Source organism: Nocardioides sp. Arc9.136, from assembly GCF_030506255.1.
In the GTDB taxonomy this organism is placed as follows: domain Bacteria; phylum Actinomycetota; class Actinomycetes; order Propionibacteriales; family Nocardioidaceae; genus Nocardioides.
Window position 1 is genome coordinate 3,179,446 of sequence record NZ_CP113431.1, and the last position, 17,725, is coordinate 3,197,170.

Here is a 17,725-nt window from a genome sequence, read left to right on the forward strand (position 1 = left end):
GCACGACGCTCATTCCTCCCCGGCGCCCAGCGCGTCGAGAGCGGCCACCAGCGGGCGCCAGGCACCGGTCGCGTCGTGCTCGGCGGCCGCGGCCCGCAGGCGTCGTACGTCGGCGGCGAGGGCCTGCCCGTCCTCGTCGAGCAGGCCGGAGAAGCGGGGGTCGAGCAGCCACCGGGCGTCGTCGGAGGCGCGTGCCGCGACCGCGTCGAGGAAGATCTCGAGGTTCCGGGCCCGCTCCTCGAGCCGCCCGCCCGGGAGCGTCAGCCAGGACAGCTGCCCGCCCCACAGCTGCCCGCGCGCGGCGTCGTCGTCGACGTCGAGCACCGTGCCGACCTCGCCGACGACGCCGTGCTGCTCGCGGTGCACCTGGACCTCCTGGGCCAGCCGGACCACGTTGTCGTCGGTCATCGAGGAGCCGACGACGAGCAGGTGCCGGGTGAGCAGGAGGTTCTGCAGCATCGCCCCCGTCGGCCCCACCTCGGCGGTGAACCGGACGACGTCGCGGCGGGTCAGCACGATGCTCTCGGGGTGGTCGACGTCGCCGTGCAGCTTCAGCACCCAGCCGGCCGCCTCGAGCGGGCTGGCCCACGGCAGCACCGCCACGTCCCCGCCGGCCGCGCGCACGGCGGTCTCGTAGAGCCGGTCGTAGTTCGTCGTCACCGTCGCCCGGCACCCCAGGCCGGCCAGCAGCCCGTGGGCCAGCGACCCGCGCTCCGCACCCCCGCACAGCTCCGCGACCCGCTCGCCGAGGTCGGGCACCCGCTGCTCGAGGAGCTGCGCCCGGTCGAGGAGGGTGAGCCGGTCGACCGCCGGGCCGTCGTGCCCGCCGGTGCGCTCGGCGAGCAGCCGCAGCATCCGGCCCCACGACGGCAGGCCGGCCGGGACGCTGACGCCGGCCCCCAGGAACAGCGCGAGGTCCCCGCGACGGGCGAGGGCGCCGAGCCGGTCGGCCTCGGCGGCCAGCCCCTCCTCGAGCGGCGGCGCCGCCAGGCCGGCCCGGACGTGCTGGGCCGCGGCGTGCACCGCGGCGTCCGGGACGACGACGGCGACGTCGAGGTCGACCCGCTGCACGGCGTCGAGCAGCCCGGCCAGCAGCTCCTGGAGCACCTCGCCGCGGTCCCGGTCGTGGCCGCCGCCCTCGAGGCCGAGCACCGGCACCGCGAGCACGGGCTTGACCCGTCCGCCGGCCGGCGGGAGGTCGCTGGCCGCCACCTCCTCGACGACGGCCAGCACGCGGCGTACCAGCTCCGCGGGCGGGACGCCGTCACCGGAGCCGACGCTGACGAACCAGACCGACGGGCCGCCGTCGAGCACGGGGCGCCAGCTGTCGGCGACCTCGCCGGAGTCGTTCGTGGGCACGACGGCGGCGTCGTGGACGACCGTCTCGATGCGGCCGCGGACGAGGAACAGGTGGCCTGGGTACGTCGTCGGCATCTCCGCCGCTCGGTCCCCCGCCCCGGCCGGTCGCAGACCCGGCGGAGCCGTCAGCGGCGTGGCCGGGCCACCCGGGTCAGGTGCCGCAGGGCCGGTCGGAGCCGGCCAGCGCGAGGACGCGGCCGACGTGGGCGGGCAGCAGGTCGACCGGTGCCGCACGGCCGGGGAGCCCGGGGTTCGGCTCGGTGAACCAGCCGGCGATCGCGTCCAGGTCGTAGCCCTGGTCGGCCAGCACCGCGGCCACGGCCTCGACGTCGTCACGTGGCGTCCCCGCGTCGTCGTACCAGAAGGCGGGACGGTCGCGCCGCTCCCCGCGCTCGACGGTCCGCAGCGCGACCGTCCCAGCTCCGCTCGAGGCCAGCCCCATGTCCATGCTCCTACGGTGCCTGCCGGCGCCTGTGACCATGCTCACCCCAGGGGGTGACGCGCGTTGGTGGAGCGGGTACGGGGCCAGACGATGTCCCCCTCCCCCGCCGCCCACCCCTGGCGACGACTGCGGACCGCCTCCTGGGAGCACCCCCGATGGCTCCTGGCGGTCAAGACAGCTCTCGCCGCGGGCGCCGCCTGGCTGCTCGTGCAACCGCTCGACGGCCCGATCGGCGACTACCCCTACTACGCGCCCATGGGCGCCGCCGCCGTGATGTCGACGACGGTCGCCGGCTCCATCCGCACCTCCGTCCAGGCCGTCGGCGCGATCGCGCTCGGCGCCCTCATCGCCGCCGGGGCCGGCCTCCTCGACGCCCCCGGCTGGCTCGCGCTGACCCTGACCATCGCGGTCGCGACGCTGCTCGCCGGGATCCGGCTGCTCGGCGCGATGGGTGGCTGGGTCCTGGTCGCGGCGTTGTTCGTGCTGATCATCGGCGGCCACGACCCGGAGGCGTACGTCGCGGCGTACGTCGGCCTGACGGCGTTCGGCGCCGTCGTGGCCACCGTCGTCAACGCGCTCGTCCCGCAGCTGCCGCTCGCCCCCGTGGCGCGGGCCCAGGCGCGCCTGCGCCACCGGCTCGCCGACGAGCTGGACGGCCTGGCCGACGGTCTGCTCGCCGAGGAGCTGCTCGACACCTCGTTCTGGGAGGAGCAGCGCCGCCGGCTCGAGCCGCACGTCGAGGAGCTGCGGGCGCTCGTCGCCGAGGCCAACGACGCGCGGCGGGCGAACTGGCGCGCCGGCCACTGGACCCAGACCGCGGACCGGCGCTACGACCAGGCGCGGGCGCTGGAACGGCTGGCCGGCTGCGTGGACGAGGTCTCCGCGCTCGTCACCGACCAGCGCGCCGCCGTGCACCGCGACGACGAGCCGTCGCAGGACCTGCGCGACACGATGGCCCGGGCGATGCGCGCCGTGGCGACGATGCTGCGCAGCGCCGAGGAGGACCCGCGCGAGGAGGACGCCGCCACCGTCCCCACCGCCGACGCCGAACGTGCCGTCGAGGAGCTCGGCCTGCTCGTCGCCCGGCTCGCCACCACCGATGACAAGCACCTGTCCGCGGCTGCTGTGTGGGTGAACCTGGAGCGGGCCGTCGAGGCGTGGTCGTGACCGGGCCTCGCGGGGCCGGCGGGCGGGTGTCGCGGCATGTAACGCGCTGTTCGGTGATCTACCCACCCGTTGCAACGTGCGGGTAGTGCACCGAACGGCGCGTTACATGAGCCCGTACGCCGCAGCCGCGGTCAGCGACCCCGCCACACCGGGTCCCGGTGCTCGGCGAAGGCGGCGATGCCCTCGGCGGCGTCCTCGGACATGACCGCGACGGCCGCGAGGTCGCTCTGCCGGGCGAAGGCCTCCTCGGGCGCCCAGCCGGGCGACTCGAGCACGATCCGGCGGCTCGCGGCGACCGAGAGCGGGGCGTTGGCGACGATCTCGTCGGCCAGGGCGAGCGCCGTGTCGAGGACGGCGCCGGGCGCGGCCAGCCGGTTGACCAGGCCGAGCTCGGCCATCCGCGTCGCCGGCATCGGGTTGCCGGTGAGCGCGAGCTCCATGGCGACGTTCCGGGGCAGCCGCTCGGCCAGCCGCAGGACGCCGCCGGCGGCCGCCACGAGGCCCCGCTTGGGCTCCGGGATTCCGAACTGGGAGTCGTCGGCGGCCACGATCAGGTCGGCGACCAGGGCCAGCTCGCAGCCGCCGGCGAGCGCGTGCCCCTCCACCGCGGCGATGACCGGCTTGCTGATCGGCAGCCCGGCGATGCCGAGCGGCCCGCGCCGGTCGGTCAGCGCGAACGAGCCGCCCGCCGCGGCCTTGAGGTCCATCCCGGCCGAGAACGTCCCGCCCGCCCCGGTCAGCACCGCGACCCGCGCCTCGTCGTCGGCCTCGAAGGCGTCGATGACCCGCTCGAGCAGCTGGGCGGTCTGCAGGTCGATGGCGTTGCGGCGGTGGGGGCGGTTGATCGTGATGACCAGCACCGGGCCGCGGCGCTCGGTCAGCAGCGGCGGCTCCGGCGGCTCGGGCAGCTCGTGGCGCTCGGCGCCGGTGAAGCGCAGGGTCTTGGCGTCGGCCACCTCGACCGGGCGGCGCAGCGGGTCGCCGCCCACGACCTGCGCCAGCACCTCGGGCTGCGCGGAGCGCACCAGCACCCGGGAGCCGTCGGGGGTCACCACGCTGAGGATCGCGTGCTCGGGCGCACCCGACCGGTCGTACTGCGCGGTCGCCGCCTCCACGACGCCCGGACCGGACCAGGTGTCCAGCGCCGGGCGGGAGCGCTCGGGGAGCAGGACCGGGGCGAGGGCGCGGTACGGCGCGCGCGGCGGCGTCGCGGAGTAGATGCCCAGCGCGTGCTTGGTCACGAACCAGCCGAGCGAGGTCGACAGCCCGTAGGCCTCGGGGTCCTCGCGCAGCCGGCCGACGAGCGTCGCGACCGCGTGGGTGCCGTAGTTGTTCCCCGGGCCCCCCGCGAAGGTCAGCCCGCCGGTCACCGACAGCGGCCGCCGCGGGTCGTCGAGCGGGAACCCGAGCTCGCCCGCCGCGATCTGCACCGCCGCCGGGAAGCAGGAGTAGAGGTCGACGTGGTCGACGTCGTCGGGACCGATGCCGGCGTGCGCGAACGCCGCCTCGCCGATCGCCCGGATCGCCGGCGAGGCTGCGAGGTCGCGCCGCTCGGAGACGAACCACTCGTCGTACGCCGCGGCCCCGGCGTGCAGGAAGACCCACTTGTCCTGGGGGATGCCGAGCGCGTCGGCGGCCGCGACGCTGGTGACGACGACGCCGGCGGCGAGGTCGACGGTGAGGTTCGCGCACAGCAGCTTCGGGTAGGGCTCGCTGATCATCCGGTTGCCGCCGCCGGGCGTCGCGAGCTCCTCGGGCGTGAACGCCTTCGGGAGCCAGGCGTGCTCGTTGCCCGCGGCGACCTCGGAGAGGCGCGACCACAGGCCCGTGATGGTGCGCAGGTGCTCCTCGGGGGACTCGCCGGCCTTCGCCCGCACGGCGGACTCCATCAGCGCGTAGGTGTAGACCGGCACGGTCAGGCCGGCCGCCGACTCCGGCCCGTTGTTGGCCTCGCGGTCGCTGCCGATCACCCGGTCGGGCGCCACGTCGGCGGGCTGGGTCGGCCAGTCGAGGTCGATGCCCCGCTTCTGCGCCGCGGCGAGGGTGGCGCCGGCCTCCGCGCCGCAGACCAGCACGACGTCGGCGCGCCCCTCGGCGACCGCCTGGCCGGCGGTGTTGACGAGGACCTGGCCGGCGTCGCCGCCGTACGGCGCGGACATCGCGGTCTCGTCCGGCTCGGCGCCGAGCGCCTCGGCGACCAGGGCGGCGGCGTCGCGGTAGGTCCACGACGCGCTCGCGACGGCGTACACCGCGTCGGCCGCCGCCAGCAGCTCCGAGCCCACGCCGCTGTCCGCGCCCGCGCGGCGCAGCGCCTCGACGGCGAGCGCGACCGGGTCCTCGGGCGCGCCGAGGTCGGGCTCGCGCTGGGTGACCTGCCCGACGCCGACGAGGACCGGCGTGCTGGGGTCGAGGCGGGCGCCGGTGCGCTCGTGGACGACGGTACGGCGCGGGAACCGGCCGCCCGCGGCCACGGCCGGGTCCGCGGCGAGCTCGGCGGCGAGCCCGGCGAACCGGGTCGCGGACTCCGTCAGCGCCTCCTCGACGCTGGCCGCGACCGTCGCGCCGAGCGGGCCCTCGACCGGGTCCCCGCCGATGCCGGCCTCCACCGCGACGCGGACCGACCCGTCGGTGCCGGTGACGCTGGTCCGCAGCCCGAGCACCAGGTCCATCGGGCCGGTGCCCTCGAGGCCGACCAGGCCGTCGTCGGCCGCGACGACGGTCCAGGCGATGTCGGCCGGGATCCCCATCAAGGTGACCTGCTCCTCGAAGGTGTCCCCCACGCTGGCCACCTCCGGCGGCGACCCGCGGAACGACGCGTGCAGGCTCAGCCACGCGGCGTACTGCGAGAGGTCGGCGACCAGGCCCTGCGCCAGGGCGAGCGGCGCGGCGACGTCCGCGGACGCGCGCACCACGCGCGGGTAGCCGGCGGGCTGGGTGGGCAGGTCGGACTCGCTCATGCGGACTCCCGGGGGCAACAAACAGTCAGGCGTGACTGTTTGTTGGGGAGGGTAGCGGAATCCCCGCTCCCTGGCCGCCGATGAGTCCGGCGTCCGGCCACGGTCTCCTCCGGCAGCCACTCACCCCGACCCGCAGGAGACCCCGATGAGCCGCATGATCTTCCTGAACCTCCCCGTCGCCGACGTCCAGCGCGCACGCGACTTCTGGACCGCTCTCGGCCTCACGTTCGACGAGCAGTTCAGCGACGGCAAGGCCGCGTGCCTGGTCCTCAACGAGCAGTGCAGCGCGATGCTGCTGCAGGAGGAGTTCTTCCACTCCTTCCACGGCACCACCTCCGCGGGCGGCACCGAGGTGCTGGTCTGCCTCTCCGCCGAGAGCCGCGAGGAGGTCGACGAGCTGTGCACCCGCGCCGCCGCGGCCGGCGCCACCGACGCCGACGCGCGGACCGGCGAGGGCCCGATGTACGGCGGCTCCTTCCGCGACCCCGACGGCCACGTCTGGGAGGTCATGCACATGGACATGTCCGCGATGGGCTGAGCCGTCCCGGCCGGCGGTGCTCCCCCGTCACCCGCGACGACGCCGGGCGGGTCAGGCGGGGTCGACGACGACCACGTGCAGGGTGCGCGGGCCGTGGACGCCCTCGACCCGGTCGAGCTCGATGTCGCTGGTGGCCGAGGGGCCGCTGATCCAGGTCATCGGGCGCAGCGGGTCGAGCCGGGCGAGCGCGTCGGGCACGTCGGGCACGACCTGCTCGGCGCGGACGACGCACACGTGCCGGTCGGGCACCAGCGTGACCGCGCGCCGGCCCTGGCCGGGGCCGTGGTCCAGCACGATCGTGCCGGTCTCGGCGACGCCGACCGCCGCCTCGGTGACCACGGCGTCGACCCGGTCGAGCTGCAGGGCGGTGAGGCCCGTGTCGACCACGGCACCCGCCACGTCGAACGACAGGCCCGCCGGCACGACCACCGTGCCGGACCCGCCCGGCAGGTGCCGGGCGAGGGCGGCGACGACGGTCGCCTCGACGTCGGCGGGGGCGCAGCGCTCGACGACGGCGCGGTAGTGCTCGACCCGGTCGGCGAAGTGCCCGACCAGGTCCGCCGCCGGCGTGATCCGCGGCGCCGGGGCCTCGGGCGCCGTCCGGTCCACCCCGTCCAGCGCCGAGCGCACCCGGCCCAGGATCTCGTCGCGTGCGCTGGTCATGAGCGTCCTCCGTCCGTCCGGCCACCATCGGCCCGGCCACCGTCGGTCCGCCGCCACCACGCGCGGAACGACTCCCGCGGCGGGGCGGGCAGGTCGCGGGCGCCGGTCCAGGCGGCGGCACCCGGGCCGGGGATGCGCCCGGCGGCGGAGCGGCCGCCCGGCAGCGTCGTGCGTCCGAAGCGGGTGAGCACGCGCCCGGCGACGCCGGAGGCCCTCTCGACCCAGCCCAGCCGGCGGCTGTCGCCGAAGGACCAGGCCGCCGCCTTCATCGCCACCGCCTCGGCCTTGGGGACGGTGTCGTCGCGGTGGCTGTCGACCACCTTCGAGCGCAGGTGGACCAGCACCTCCGGGATGTCGATGCGCACGGGGCAGACCTCGAAGCACGCGCCGCACAGCGAGGAGGCGTACGGCAGCGAGTCGGTCTGGGGGTCGCCGGTCCCCTTCATCAGCGGGTTCAGGATCGCGCCGATCGGGCCGGGGTAGACCGAGCCGTAGGCGTGGCCCCCGGCCCGCTCGTAGACCGGGCAGGCGTTGAGGCAGGCCGAGCACCGGATGCAGCGCAGCGCCTGCCGCCCGACGTCGTCGGCCAGCGCCCGGGTGCGCCCGTTGTCGAGCAGGACGACGTGCACCTCCTGCGGCCCGTCGCCGGCCGTGACGCCGGTCCAGGTCGAGGTGTAGGGGTTCATCCGCTCACCGGTCGAGGACCGCGGCAGCAGCCGCAGCAGCGGGTCGAGCTCGGCGAACGTCGGCACGACCTTCTCGATGCCGACGACGCTGATGAGCACCTCGGGCAGGGTCAGGCACATCCGGCCGTTGCCCTCGGACTCCACCACGACCAGCGTGCCGGTCTCGGCGACGGCGAAGTTCGCCCCCGAGACCGCGACCTTGGCGCGCAGGAACTTCTCGCGCAGGTGCTCCCGGGCGGCGCCGGCCAGGACGGCCGGCTCGTCGGTGAGGTCGGCCGGCGCCGGTCGCCCGACCTCGCCCATCGCACGCAGGAAGATCTCGCGCACCTCGGCCCGGTTCCGGTGGATCGCCGGGACCAGGATGTGGCTGGGCAGGTCGTCGCCGAGCTGCACGATGAGCTCGGCGAGGTCGGTCTCCCACGCGGCGATGCCGTGCTCGGCCAGCGCCTCGTTCAGGCCGATCTCCTGGGTGGCCATCGACTTGACCTTCACGACCTCGTCGGCGCCGTGGTCGCGGGCGACCCGGGCGACGATCTCGTTGGCCTCCGCGGCGTCGCGGGCCCAGTGGACCGTCGCGCCGCGGGCGGTCAGCGACTCCTCGAGCCGCACCAGGTGGGTGTCGAGGTCACGGAGGGCGGCCTCCTTGACCGCCGCGCCCGCGAGCCGCAGCTCCTCCCACTCCTCGACCTCGCCGACGACGGCGGCCCGCTTGGCGCGGATCGTCGAGGTGGCGTGGGCCAGGTTGTGGCGCAGCTGGGTGTCGGCCAGCGCGGACCGCGCGGCGGTCGGGAACGCCGGCATCCCGACGAACGTCGCGCTCACCGCTGCTCCCCCCGTGCCAGCTCGACCTCGGGATGAGCCGAGGCCCCACCAGGCGGTCCGCTCGCGCCCTCCTCGGTCGAGGCGAGGATCTCGGCGAGGTGCACGACGCGTACGCCGGCCTGCTGGCGCGACAGCACGCCGCCGACGTGCATCAGGCAGGAGTTGTCCCCGGCCACTAGCACCTCCGCGCCGGTCTCGCGGACGTGGCGCGCCTTGTCCGCGCCCATCGCCACCGAGGTGTCGGCGTTCTTGACCGCGAACGTCCCGCCGAAACCGCAGCACTGCTCGGCCTGCGGCAGGTCCAGCAGGCGCAGGCCGCGGACGTTCTCCAGCAGCTGCCGGGGCCGGTCGCCGACGCCGAGCATCCGCAGCGAGTGGCAGGTCGGGTGGTAGGTCACGGTGTGCGGGAAGTAGGCGCCCACGTCGACCACGCCGAGCACGTCGACGAGGAACTCGCTCAGCTCGTAGACCTTCGGCGAGGTCTCCGCGACCGCGGCGGCCAGCCCGGCGTCACCGGAGCGGCGCGCCACGAGGCCGTGCTGGTGCCGCGCGGACCCCGCGCACGACCCGCTGGGGGTCACGACGGCGTCGTACCCGGCGAACGCGTCGACGAAGGTCCGCACCACCGGCACGGCCTCGTCGAGGTAGCCGGTGTTGACCATCGGCTGCGCGCAGCAGGTCTGGGCCGCGGGGAACTCCACGTCCACCCCGAGCCGGCGCAGCAGCCGGACGACCGCCTTGCCGGTCTCGGGGAACATCGCGTCGTTGACGCAGGTGACCATCAGTGCGACGCGCATGGCTCTACCCTCGCACTCCCGTGGGGATCCATCAGGTGGTCAGCTTCCTCTCGACGTAGGGGACGAGCCGGACCGGGCCGACGAGGCCGTAGTCCTGCCGCGCTGCGACGCCGTACACCTCGGGCGTGACGGTGCGCAAACGATTGATCAGTGTACTCGTCACCTCGACCTCCACCACGTTGCGACCGGCTCGCAGCGTGTGTCCCAGGTCGACGGTGGTGTCGAGGACGTCGCACGGCGGCAGCGCCCGGCCGTTGACGGTCACCCGGAAGGTGTCGTTGACCTCGCCGAGCTCGAGCAGGGCGCCGTCCTCGGGCCCCCAGGACCTGTCGAGCTCGACCACGGTGCGGTAGCGGCCGACGCCGGAGACGTCCTCCAGCCCCGGGACGCGCGACCACGGTACGAGGGTCGTGAGCTCGGCGCGGCGCAGCGGCCGGACGGTCTCGGTCGCCGTCCGGCCCGGCTGCCAGTCCTCGACGACCAGCTCCCACCTGGCCGGGACGACCGGCTCGTGCACCCGGGCGACCGTGGTGGCCACCTGCCGGCCGCCGGCGAGCGTCGCGGTGTGCCGGCCGGGCGTGGCCGCCCGCAGCAGGAGCCCGCGGTCGTCGCGCCGCACGTCACCGGTCGAGGCGACCACGGCGGGGGTGCGGTCGCCCGGGTGGGGCGCGCCGAGCGCGACGACGGTCGACTGGCCGGGGAGCAGGTCGACGCGGACCCGGACGCGCCGGCCCTGGCGCTCGTACGCCGCCAGCGGCGTGATCGTCCCGGTCCAGGCGTCGAGGAGGTACGGCACCGCGTCGCCGCGGGTGCTGGTGAGCCAGACGTCCTGGGTGACCCGCACCAGGCGCCGGTTCTCCGCGTGCTTGGCGTTGGCCAGGTAGTACAGGTCGGTGTCCCCGACCACCCGGCGCACGTGCGCCACCGTCGAGCGCTCGTGCTCGACGTCGCGGACCACCCCGAGCGCGGCCAGGGCGAGCGGGATGTCGGCGTCGGTGGCGGCGGCACGCGTGGTCGGGAGGGCGGCGAGCTCGGCGACCAGGCGTCGGACCTCCGCGGTCTCGCCGTCCTGCGGCAGCCCGACCGGCTCGGCGGTCGTCCAGTCCCCGCGGAGCACGACGGGCAGGCCGGCGCGGCCCAGCTCGAGGAGCCGGCGCGCGGTGGCCACGGCGATGGTGCGCTCCTGGCCGCGGAACTGGTCGGGACCCACGACGACGGCCTTGTACGTCGGCCCGTCGGGCGCGAGCACTCCCCCGCGGACCGTGGCCAGCGGGAGGTCGAGCAGCGCCGGGGTGGCGAAGGAGTGGGTCCAGCCGAGCGGGATGCCGTCGTTGGTGGCCCACGGGGCGCCGATTCCGGTGGAGGTCCAGCCCTTCTGCCGCAGGAAGACCACGTCGTACTTCGGCACGCCCGTCTGCAGGACCAGCTGGGTGCGGGCGAGGTACGCCGCGACGTCGGGCACGTGCCGCCACTGCGGGGTCCGCGGGCCCCAGGCCTCGCCGTACCCCACCGCACCGTCGTAGTACGGCGAGAACGCGGCGAAGCCCGGCCAGGTGACGCCCGGGGCGTCGGCGTAGGCGAAGCCGTGCAGCACGGCGGAGTTCACACCGGCGGCGAAGATGCTGTTGAGGGTCTGCAGCGCGCGGTCCCACGTGGTGTTGTAGGCCGCGCCGAAGTAGCAGGCCGCCTCGCAGGAGAGCAGCGTGTGGCCGGCCATGTCCCGGCCACCGGCCATGACGCGGTAGTCGTCGAGGTTCTTGAAGCCCAGCGACTCGGTCTCCGGGACGTCGAGCAGGGCGGCGTGCTCGACGGTGTCGGTCTCGAGCCCGTAGGGCTGCACCCGCAGGCCCAGGCCCAGGCTGCGCGCGAACCGCTGCAGCGGCAGCAGGTGGTGGTCGCGGTAGAGGTCGCTGAGCACCTGGTTGAAGTCGTCGCGCACCCGCGTGGTGGCGACGGCGTCGGTGAAGGCGAACAGGTACTTCTCGTGGGCCTCGACGACGGCGGGCAGGTGCGGGAGCAGGTCGTAGCCGGCCCGCTCGCGGAACTCCGCGAGCATGCGCGGCGTCCAGATCGTCGCGTCGGTCTCGATCTCGAGGGAGTCCTCGAAGAGGTAACCGCCGGCCTTGGCCAGCAGGCGGCGCATCTCCTTGTCGAGGACGCGGTCCTGCCACAGCTCGACGACGGCGTCGGAGCCGGCGGCGCTGAAGTGGTCGACGACCCACGACCGCGGGTTGGTGTGCGGACCCGCCTCGGGCTCCTGCGCGGAGCCGCGACGCCAGTACGACAGCACCGTCCAGGCACCGTCGGCGGGCGGGGTCCAGGTGAGCCTCCCGTCACGGACCTGGTCGGTGAGGTCGACCAGCGAGGACCGGTCGAGGGTCGTGACGGCCTTGACCGTGCCGAGGTCCCGGAAGGCCTGGACGGCGACCAGCTCGCGGCGGGTGGCGGCGCTCGCGGCCGGCACAGCCGGCTCGGGGACCGGGCCGTCGTACGACGAGCCGGCCGCGACGTCGGCGCGCCCGTGGGCGAGCTCGGTGCAGGCGGCGTCGTCGTCGGGGGTGATCGTGGGGACGGCGGCGGGCCAGGACGGACCGACGGTGATGTCGATGCGCACGTCGCGCTTCGCGCCCCGCTCGAGCGCGGCCTTGACGCCCGCGACCCACGAGGGGCTCCCCCAGCCGTGGCGCTCGAGGTCGATCTCGATGTCGCGCGCCCGCAGCGAGTGGGTGACGTCGGCGACCTCGAGGATGCCGAAGCCGGCGTCGGCGACCTGGTCGACCTCGCGGGCGACCTCGCGCGGGTCGACGAGGCCGTGCGGCCACCACCAGCGGAAGCCCGCGGCCGTCCCGGTGCCGGGCTCGGCGAACGCGCGGACCAGGTCCCGGGGCAGGGAGCCCGGGTGCGGCTTGCCGGGCGCCGCCGAGGCGGAGGAGGCGACGGGGTCGGCGAGGGCCGCGACACCGGCGGCCGCGGCGGCGGCACCGAAGAGCGAACGACGGCGGACGGCGAGCGTGGGGGGCTGGCTCATGGTTCTCCGAGAGGTGAGGGGTGGTGGGTGAGGGGAGGTGCCCGGCGGGGTCAGGCGCTGGTGACGCGCGCCTCGGCGCCGTCCCAGTCGAGCCCCGGGCGCGGCTCGAAGCGGTGGAGCTCGTGGGTACGCCGCACGAGGTCGCGCATGGCGGCCAGGTCCGGCAGCCCGGCCCCCAGCGAGCGGGCCTGCACCAGCACGTTGCCGAGCGCCGCGGCCTCCGACGGCCCGGCGAGCACCGGCAGGCCGGTGGCGTCGGCGGTGAGCTGGCAGAGCAGGTGGTTCTGCGAGCCGCCGCCGACCACGTGCACGACGGTCGGCGCCCGGCCGGCGAGGTCCGCCGCGACGCGCAGGTGGCGGCGGTAGGCCAGGGCGAGGCTGTCGAGGATGCACCGGGTCACCGCGACCGGCGTGCGCGGGACGGGCTCGCCGGCCTCCTCGGCGAGCCGGGCGATCCGTGCCGGCATGCTCGTGGCGGCGGAGGTGCCCGGGGGCAGCAGGCGCGGGTCGTTGATGTCCACGACGGTGCGCAGGGCCGGGGCGTCGGCGGCGCCGGCCAGCAGGGAGGGCAGGTCGGCGCCGGCGATCCGCTCGTCGGCCCAGGCGCGGACCGACTCCGAGAGCACCCACAGGCCCATGACGTTCTTGAGGAACCGCACGGTCCCGTCGACGCCGCCCTCGTTGGTGAAGTCGGCCAGCCGGGCCGCCTCGGTGAGCACCGGCTCGTCCAGCTCCAGCCCGACCAGCGACCAGGTGCCGGAGGAGATGTAGGCGAAGTCGTCCTCGGTGGCCGGCACGCCGACGACCGCGGAGGCGGTGTCGTGCGAGCCGACCGCGACCACCGGCAGGTCGGTGGTGGTCCCGAGCTGGGCGGCCACCTCGGGCAGGACCCGGCCGACCAGGTCGCCGGGGTCGCGCAGCGGCGGCAGGACCGCCCACGGCAGGCCGACCCGGGCGGCGAGGTCGGTGGCCCAGCCGCCCGAGCGGACGTCGTACAGCCCGGTGGTGGAGGCGTTGGTGCGCTCGGCGCCGACGGCCCCGGTCAGCCAGTAGCCGAGCAGGTCCGGCAGCAGCAGCAGCGTCTCGGCCGCCTCGAGGGCCGCGGTCCCCCGCGCCGCGACCAGCTGGTAGACGGTGTTGAACGGCAGCTGCTGGAGGCCCGTGGTCGCGTACATCTCCGCCGCGCCCACCTGCTGCAGCACCCGCGCCGCGACACCGTCGGTGCGCGCGTCGCGGTGGCTGTAGGGGTTGCCGAGCAGGTGGCCGTCGCGGTCCAGCAGGCCGTAGTCGACCGCCCAGGAGTCGATGCCGATGCCGTCGAGCGGCCCGGTGCGGGCCACCTCCCGGACACCCGCGAGCAGCTCGCGGTGGATGCCGAGCACGTCCCAGAACAGCGAGCCGTGCGCGCGCACTCCCCCGTTGGGGAAGCGGTGCACCTCCTCCAGGTGGAGCGAGCGCGGCCCGACCCGGCCGGCCATCACGCGGCCGCTGGTGGCCCCGAGGTCGACGGCCGCGACGCGCACCGGCCGGGTCGGAGCCGTCACCGCAGGAACGCGGCGGCGACGCCGGCGTCGACCGGCACGTGCAGGCCGGTGGTGTGCGACAGGTCGGAGGTGCACAGGACGAACACCGCGTTGGCGATGTTCTCCGGCAGCACCTCGCGCTTGAGGATGGTGCGCTGGGCGTAGAACTTGCCCAGGTCCTTCTCCTCCACGCCGTAGACCGCGGCCCGGTTGGCTCCCCAGCCGCTGGCGAAGATGCCCGAGCCCTGGACGACGCCGTCGGGGTTGACGCCGTTGACCTTGATGCCGTGGGCGCCCAGCTCGGCGGCGAGCAGGCGCACCTGGTGGGCCTGGTCGGCCTTCGCGGCGGAGTAGGCGATGTTGTTGGGGCCGGCGAAGATCGAGTTCTTGCTGGAGATGTAGACGATGTCGCCGCCCATCTCCTGCTCGACCATCACCCTCGCGGTCGCCTTGGACACCAGGAACGAGCCCTTGGCCATCACGTCGTGCTGCAGGTCCCAGTCGGCCTCGGTCGTGTCGAGCAGCGCCTTGGACAGCGAGAGCCCGGCGTTGTTGACGACCAGGTCGAGGCCGCCGAAGGCGAGCACGGCCGCGTCGACCATGGCCTGGACGGCGTCGGCCTTGCTGACGTCGGCGGCGACGCCGACGGCCACGTCCGGGCCGCCGATCTCCGCCGCGGCGGCCTCGGCCTTCTCCAGCGACAGGTCGGCGACGACGACGCAGGCACCCTCGGCGGCGAGCCGCTTGGCGGTGGCCTTGCCGATGCCGCCGGCGGCACCGGTGACCAGCGCGATCCGGGTGGCGAGCGGCTTGGGCTTCGGCATCCGCTGGAGCTTGGCCTCCTCCAGCGCCCAGTACTCGATGCGGAACTTCTCCGCCTCGTCGATCGGCGCGTACGTCGAGAGGCCCTCGGCCCCGCGCATCACGTTGATGGCGTTGACGTAGAACTCGCCGGCCACGCGCGCGGTCTGCTTGTCCTTGCCGAAGGAGAACATGCCGACGCCGGGCACCAGCACGATCAGCGGGTCCTTGCCGCGGATCGCCGGGCTGTCCGGGGTCGCGTGCCGGTCGTAGTAGGCCTGGTAGTCCTCGCGGTAGGACACCGCGAGCTCCCGGAGCCGGGCGATGCTGTCCTCGACCGAGGCGCCCGCGGGCAGGTCCAGCACGAGCGGCTTGACCTTGGTGCGCAGGAAGTGGTCGGGGCAGGAGGTGCCCAGCGCGGCCAGCCGCGGGTGCTCGGCGTGCGCGAGGAAGTCCAGGACGACGTCGGCGTCGGTGAAGTGGCCGACCATGGGCCGGTCCGCCGAGGCGATGCCCCGGATGGTCGGGGCGAGGGCGGCGGCCTTGGCGCGGCGCTCGGCGTTCGGCAGCGCTGCGTACCCCTCCAGCGCGGGGCCGAACGGCTCGGCCGTGCTGTTCTCGGCGATGTAGTCGGCCGCGGTGTCGATGATCCACAGCGAGCGGGCCTCGGCCTCCTCGCTGGTCTCGCCCCACGCGGTGATGCCGTGGCCGCCGAGGATGCAGCCGACCGCGTTGGGGTTGGCCGCCTTGATCGCGGCGATGTCGAGGCCGAGCTGGAAGCCCGGTCGGCGCCACGGGACCCAGACGACCTTCCCGCCGAAGATCTCCTTGGTGAGCGCCTCGCCGTCGGCGGCGGTCGCGATCGCGATGCCGGAGTCGGGGTGCAGGTGGTCGACGTGCGCGGCGTCGACGAGCCCGTGCATGGCGGTGTCGATCGACGGCGCGGCGCCGCCCTTGCCGTGCAGGCAGTAGTCGAAGGCCGCGACCATCTCGTCCTCGCGGTCGATGCCGGGGTAGACGTCGACGAGGGCGCGCATCCGGTCCAGGCGGAGCACGGCGAGGCCGGGCTCCCGGAGGGTGCCGAGGTCGCCGCCGGAGCCCTTGACCCACAGCAGCTCGACCGGCTCGCCGGTCACCGGGTCGGTCTCGGTGCCCTTGGCGGAGGTGTTGCCGCCCGCGTAGTTGGTGTTCTTGGGGTCCGCGCCGAGGCGGTTGGACCGCTCGATCAGCGCGGCGGCCGCGGGGTTGGTCTGCTTCGCGGTGCTGGAGTCGGTCATGTCCTCAGTTCCATCCTGCCTGCGTGCCGCCGATGCGGTCCGCCTCGATCTGCTGCTGGTGGCCCGACTCGGCGTACGCGCGCATCGGGTTGGCGGGGAGGCCGCGCTGCTCGCGCCAGGCGGCGAGGTCGGCGCGGACGTCGGTGGAGAAGGCGTCCATGAAGATCTCGTTCGCGCCGAGCACGTCACCGGCCTCCTGGGCGACGGTGAGCGCCGCGCGGTCCACGAGCAGCGCGCGCGCCGTCATCTCCTGCACGTTGAGCACCGAGCGGATCTGGCCGGGGATCTTCGCCTCGATGTTGTGGCACTGGTCGAGCATGAACGCGACGTCGCTGTGCCCGTCGGGGTTCGCGGGGCCGTAGCCGCCGCCGCGGATCACCTCGAACAGGATGCGGAAGAGCTGGAAGGGGTCGGCCGACCCGACGATGAGGTCGTCGTCGGCGTAGAAGCGGCTGTTGAAGTCGAAGGAGCCGAGCCGGCCCAGGCGCAGCAGCTGCATGACGATGAACTCGATGTTCGTGCCCGGCGCGTGGTGGCCGGTGTCGAGGCAGACCACGGCGCGGTCGCCGAGAGCCGCGACCTGGACGTACGACGTGCCCCAGTCCGGGACGTCGGTGTGGTAGAAGGCCGGCTCGAAGAACTTGTACTCCAGCACCAGCCGCTGGTCCTCGCCGAGCCGGTCGTAGATCGCCGAGAGCGACTCGTGCAGCCGGTCCTGGCGCGCGCGCAGGTCGGCCTGGCCGGGGTAGTTGCTGCCCTCGGCGAGCCAGATCTTCAGGTCGCGCGATCCGGTGGCGTCCATGACGTCGATGCACTCGAAGTGGTGGTCGATCGCCTTCTGGCGGATCTTGGCGTCGGTGTGGGTCAGGGCGCCGAGCTTGTAGTCGTCGTCCTGGAAGGTGTTGGAGTTGATCGTCCCGAGCCGCACGCCGTGGTCCTCGGCGTACCGGCGCAGCGCGGCGTAGTCGTCGACGAGGTCCCACGGGATGTGGAGGGCGACCGACGGCGCGAGGCCGGTGAAGCGGTGCACGGTCGCGGCGTCGGCGACCTTCTCCTCCACGGTGCGGGCCGTGCCGGGCGAGCCGAACACCTTGAACCGGGTGCCGGAGTTGCCGAACGCCCACGAGGGCAGCTCGATGGCCTGCCCCTCGAGCTGGGGGGCGATCTGGGCGAAGTCAGTCATCTCATCTCCGATTGAAACGTTTCATGCCGAACGGCGCGAAGGCCCGCGGGTGGCGGGCAGGCCACGGGGGCTGCGGGGGTGGTGCGGGCGGAGCGGGGATCAGGCCTCGGGCTCCCCGAGCCGGTCGAGCTGGTCCTCGAGGTGGAAGACCTCCTCGAGCTGCAGGAAGCCCTGGTCGGGCGGGACGCCGTCGAGCTCCTCGAACAGCTCCCCCATCTCGGCCTGCCACCGGGCGTTGACCTCGGTGGCGTCCATGCCGGCCTGGGCCTGCTCCAGCGACGGCGTCTCGAGGTAGCCGACCAGGAGGCCGTCGGGGCGCAGGAAGAGCGAGTAGTTGTGCCAGCCGGTCTCGTGGAGCGCCCGGAGCATGTCGGGCCACACGGCCCGGTGGCGCTCCTTGTACTCCTCGATCCGGTCGGGCTTGACCTGGAGCTGGAAGCACACGCGGTGCACGGCGACTCTCCTCGACTGCTGGCTGGCTG

Annotated in this window: 13 protein-coding genes; 2 read left to right on the forward strand and 11 right to left on the reverse strand. The window is 74.8% G+C overall.

The features are described 5' to 3' along the window. Positions 1-9: 9 nt before the first annotated feature. The gene (locus OSR43_RS15465) at positions 10-1,434 is read right to left on the reverse strand and encodes an SIR2 family protein (protein WP_302267519.1); all 1,425 of its coding nucleotides are present in this window, start codon (positions 1,432-1,434) and stop codon (positions 10-12) included. 76 nt (positions 1,435-1,510) lie between these two features. Next, positions 1,511-1,807: a hypothetical protein gene (locus tag OSR43_RS15470; RefSeq protein ID WP_302267520.1), complete on the reverse strand. Its 297-nt coding sequence runs from the start codon at positions 1,805-1,807 to the stop codon at positions 1,511-1,513. 84 nt (positions 1,808-1,891) lie between these two features. On the opposite strand from OSR43_RS15470, the gene OSR43_RS15475 reads away from it, so the two are divergent. Then, positions 1,892-2,968 carry a hypothetical protein gene (locus OSR43_RS15475; protein WP_302267521.1) on the forward strand — a complete coding sequence of 359 codons (1,077 nt, stop codon included), beginning with the start codon at positions 1,892-1,894 and terminating at the stop codon, positions 2,966-2,968. 131 nt (positions 2,969-3,099) lie between these two features. Here the strand turns inward: OSR43_RS15475 and OSR43_RS15480 are convergent, their stop codons facing one another. Further along, positions 3,100-5,925 (reverse strand): crotonase/enoyl-CoA hydratase family protein, encoded by a 2,826-nt coding sequence (locus OSR43_RS15480; protein WP_302267522.1) that lies wholly within the window; start codon positions 5,923-5,925, stop codon positions 3,100-3,102. Between the two features lie 145 nt (positions 5,926-6,070). On the opposite strand from OSR43_RS15480, the gene OSR43_RS15485 reads away from it, so the two are divergent. After that, positions 6,071-6,463, forward strand: a complete 393-nt coding sequence (locus OSR43_RS15485; protein ID WP_302267523.1) for a VOC family protein — start codon at positions 6,071-6,073, stop codon at positions 6,461-6,463. A 51-nt stretch (positions 6,464-6,514) separates the two neighbouring features. Here the strand turns inward: OSR43_RS15485 and OSR43_RS15490 are convergent, their stop codons facing one another. The 8 genes from OSR43_RS15490 to OSR43_RS15525 form a co-directional block, all read right to left on the reverse strand. Beyond that, positions 6,515-7,126 (reverse strand): lactate utilization protein C, encoded by a 612-nt coding sequence (locus OSR43_RS15490; protein WP_302267524.1) that lies wholly within the window; start codon positions 7,124-7,126, stop codon positions 6,515-6,517. After that, complete coding sequence (locus OSR43_RS15495; protein WP_302271699.1) at positions 7,123-8,613, reverse strand: lactate utilization protein B; 1,491 nt, start codon at positions 8,611-8,613, stop codon at positions 7,123-7,125. Before OSR43_RS15495 ends, OSR43_RS15490 begins: the two co-directional genes overlap by 4 nt. A 17-nt stretch (positions 8,614-8,630) precedes the next feature. After that, on the reverse strand, positions 8,631-9,431 hold the full coding sequence (locus OSR43_RS15500) for a (Fe-S)-binding protein (protein WP_302267525.1): 801 nt from the start codon (positions 9,429-9,431) through the stop codon (positions 8,631-8,633). A 31-nt stretch (positions 9,432-9,462) separates the two neighbouring features. After that, positions 9,463-12,459: a glycosyl hydrolase gene (locus tag OSR43_RS15505; protein ID WP_302267526.1), complete on the reverse strand. Its 2,997-nt coding sequence runs from the start codon at positions 12,457-12,459 to the stop codon at positions 9,463-9,465. 50 nt (positions 12,460-12,509) lie between these two features. Further along, the gene (locus tag OSR43_RS15510) at positions 12,510-14,003 is read right to left on the reverse strand and encodes a rhamnulokinase family protein (RefSeq protein ID WP_302267527.1); all 1,494 of its coding nucleotides are present in this window, start codon (positions 14,001-14,003) and stop codon (positions 12,510-12,512) included. Next, entirely contained in the window at positions 14,000-16,060 is a 2,061-nt protein-coding gene (locus OSR43_RS15515; protein WP_302267528.1) for a bifunctional aldolase/short-chain dehydrogenase, read from the reverse strand. Before OSR43_RS15515 ends, OSR43_RS15510 begins: the two co-directional genes overlap by 4 nt. A 4-nt stretch (positions 16,061-16,064) precedes the next feature. After that, on the reverse strand, positions 16,065-17,243 hold the full coding sequence (gene rhaI, locus OSR43_RS15520) for an L-rhamnose isomerase (RefSeq protein ID WP_302267529.1): 1,179 nt from the start codon (positions 17,241-17,243) through the stop codon (positions 16,065-16,067). 99 nt (positions 17,244-17,342) lie between these two features. After that, a complete protein-coding gene (locus OSR43_RS15525; RefSeq protein ID WP_302267530.1) occupies positions 17,343-17,696 on the reverse strand; it encodes an L-rhamnose mutarotase in 354 nt (117 codons plus the stop codon). Between the last annotated feature and the right edge of the window lie 29 nt (positions 17,697-17,725).

Excerpts from the sequence above, each read along its gene's own strand:
- OSR43_RS15465 (WP_302267519.1), bottom strand. The coding sequence starts at position 1,434 with ATGCCGACGACGTACCCAGGCCACCTGTTCCTCGTCCGCGGCCGCATC.
- OSR43_RS15470 (WP_302267520.1), bottom strand. The coding sequence starts at position 1,807 with ATGGACATGGGGCTGGCCTCGAGCGGAGCTGGGACGGTCGCGCTGCGG.
- OSR43_RS15475 (WP_302267521.1), top strand. The coding sequence starts at position 1,892 with ATGTCCCCCTCCCCCGCCGCCCACCCCTGGCGACGACTGCGGACCGCC.
- OSR43_RS15480 (WP_302267522.1), bottom strand. The coding sequence starts at position 5,925 with ATGAGCGAGTCCGACCTGCCCACCCAGCCCGCCGGCTACCCGCGCGTG.
- OSR43_RS15485 (WP_302267523.1), top strand. The coding sequence starts at position 6,071 with ATGAGCCGCATGATCTTCCTGAACCTCCCCGTCGCCGACGTCCAGCGC.
- OSR43_RS15490 (WP_302267524.1), bottom strand. The coding sequence starts at position 7,126 with ATGACCAGCGCACGCGACGAGATCCTGGGCCGGGTGCGCTCGGCGCTG.
- OSR43_RS15495 (WP_302271699.1), bottom strand. The coding sequence starts at position 8,613 with ATGCCGGCGTTCCCGACCGCCGCGCGGTCCGCGCTGGCCGACACCCAG.
- OSR43_RS15500 (WP_302267525.1), bottom strand. The coding sequence starts at position 9,431 with ATGCGCGTCGCACTGATGGTCACCTGCGTCAACGACGCGATGTTCCCC.
- OSR43_RS15505 (WP_302267526.1), bottom strand. The coding sequence starts at position 12,459 with ATGAGCCAGCCCCCCACGCTCGCCGTCCGCCGTCGTTCGCTCTTCGGT.
- OSR43_RS15515 (WP_302267528.1), bottom strand. The coding sequence starts at position 16,060 with ATGACCGACTCCAGCACCGCGAAGCAGACCAACCCCGCGGCCGCCGCG.
- rhaI (WP_302267529.1), bottom strand. The coding sequence starts at position 17,243 with ATGACTGACTTCGCCCAGATCGCCCCCCAGCTCGAGGGGCAGGCCATC.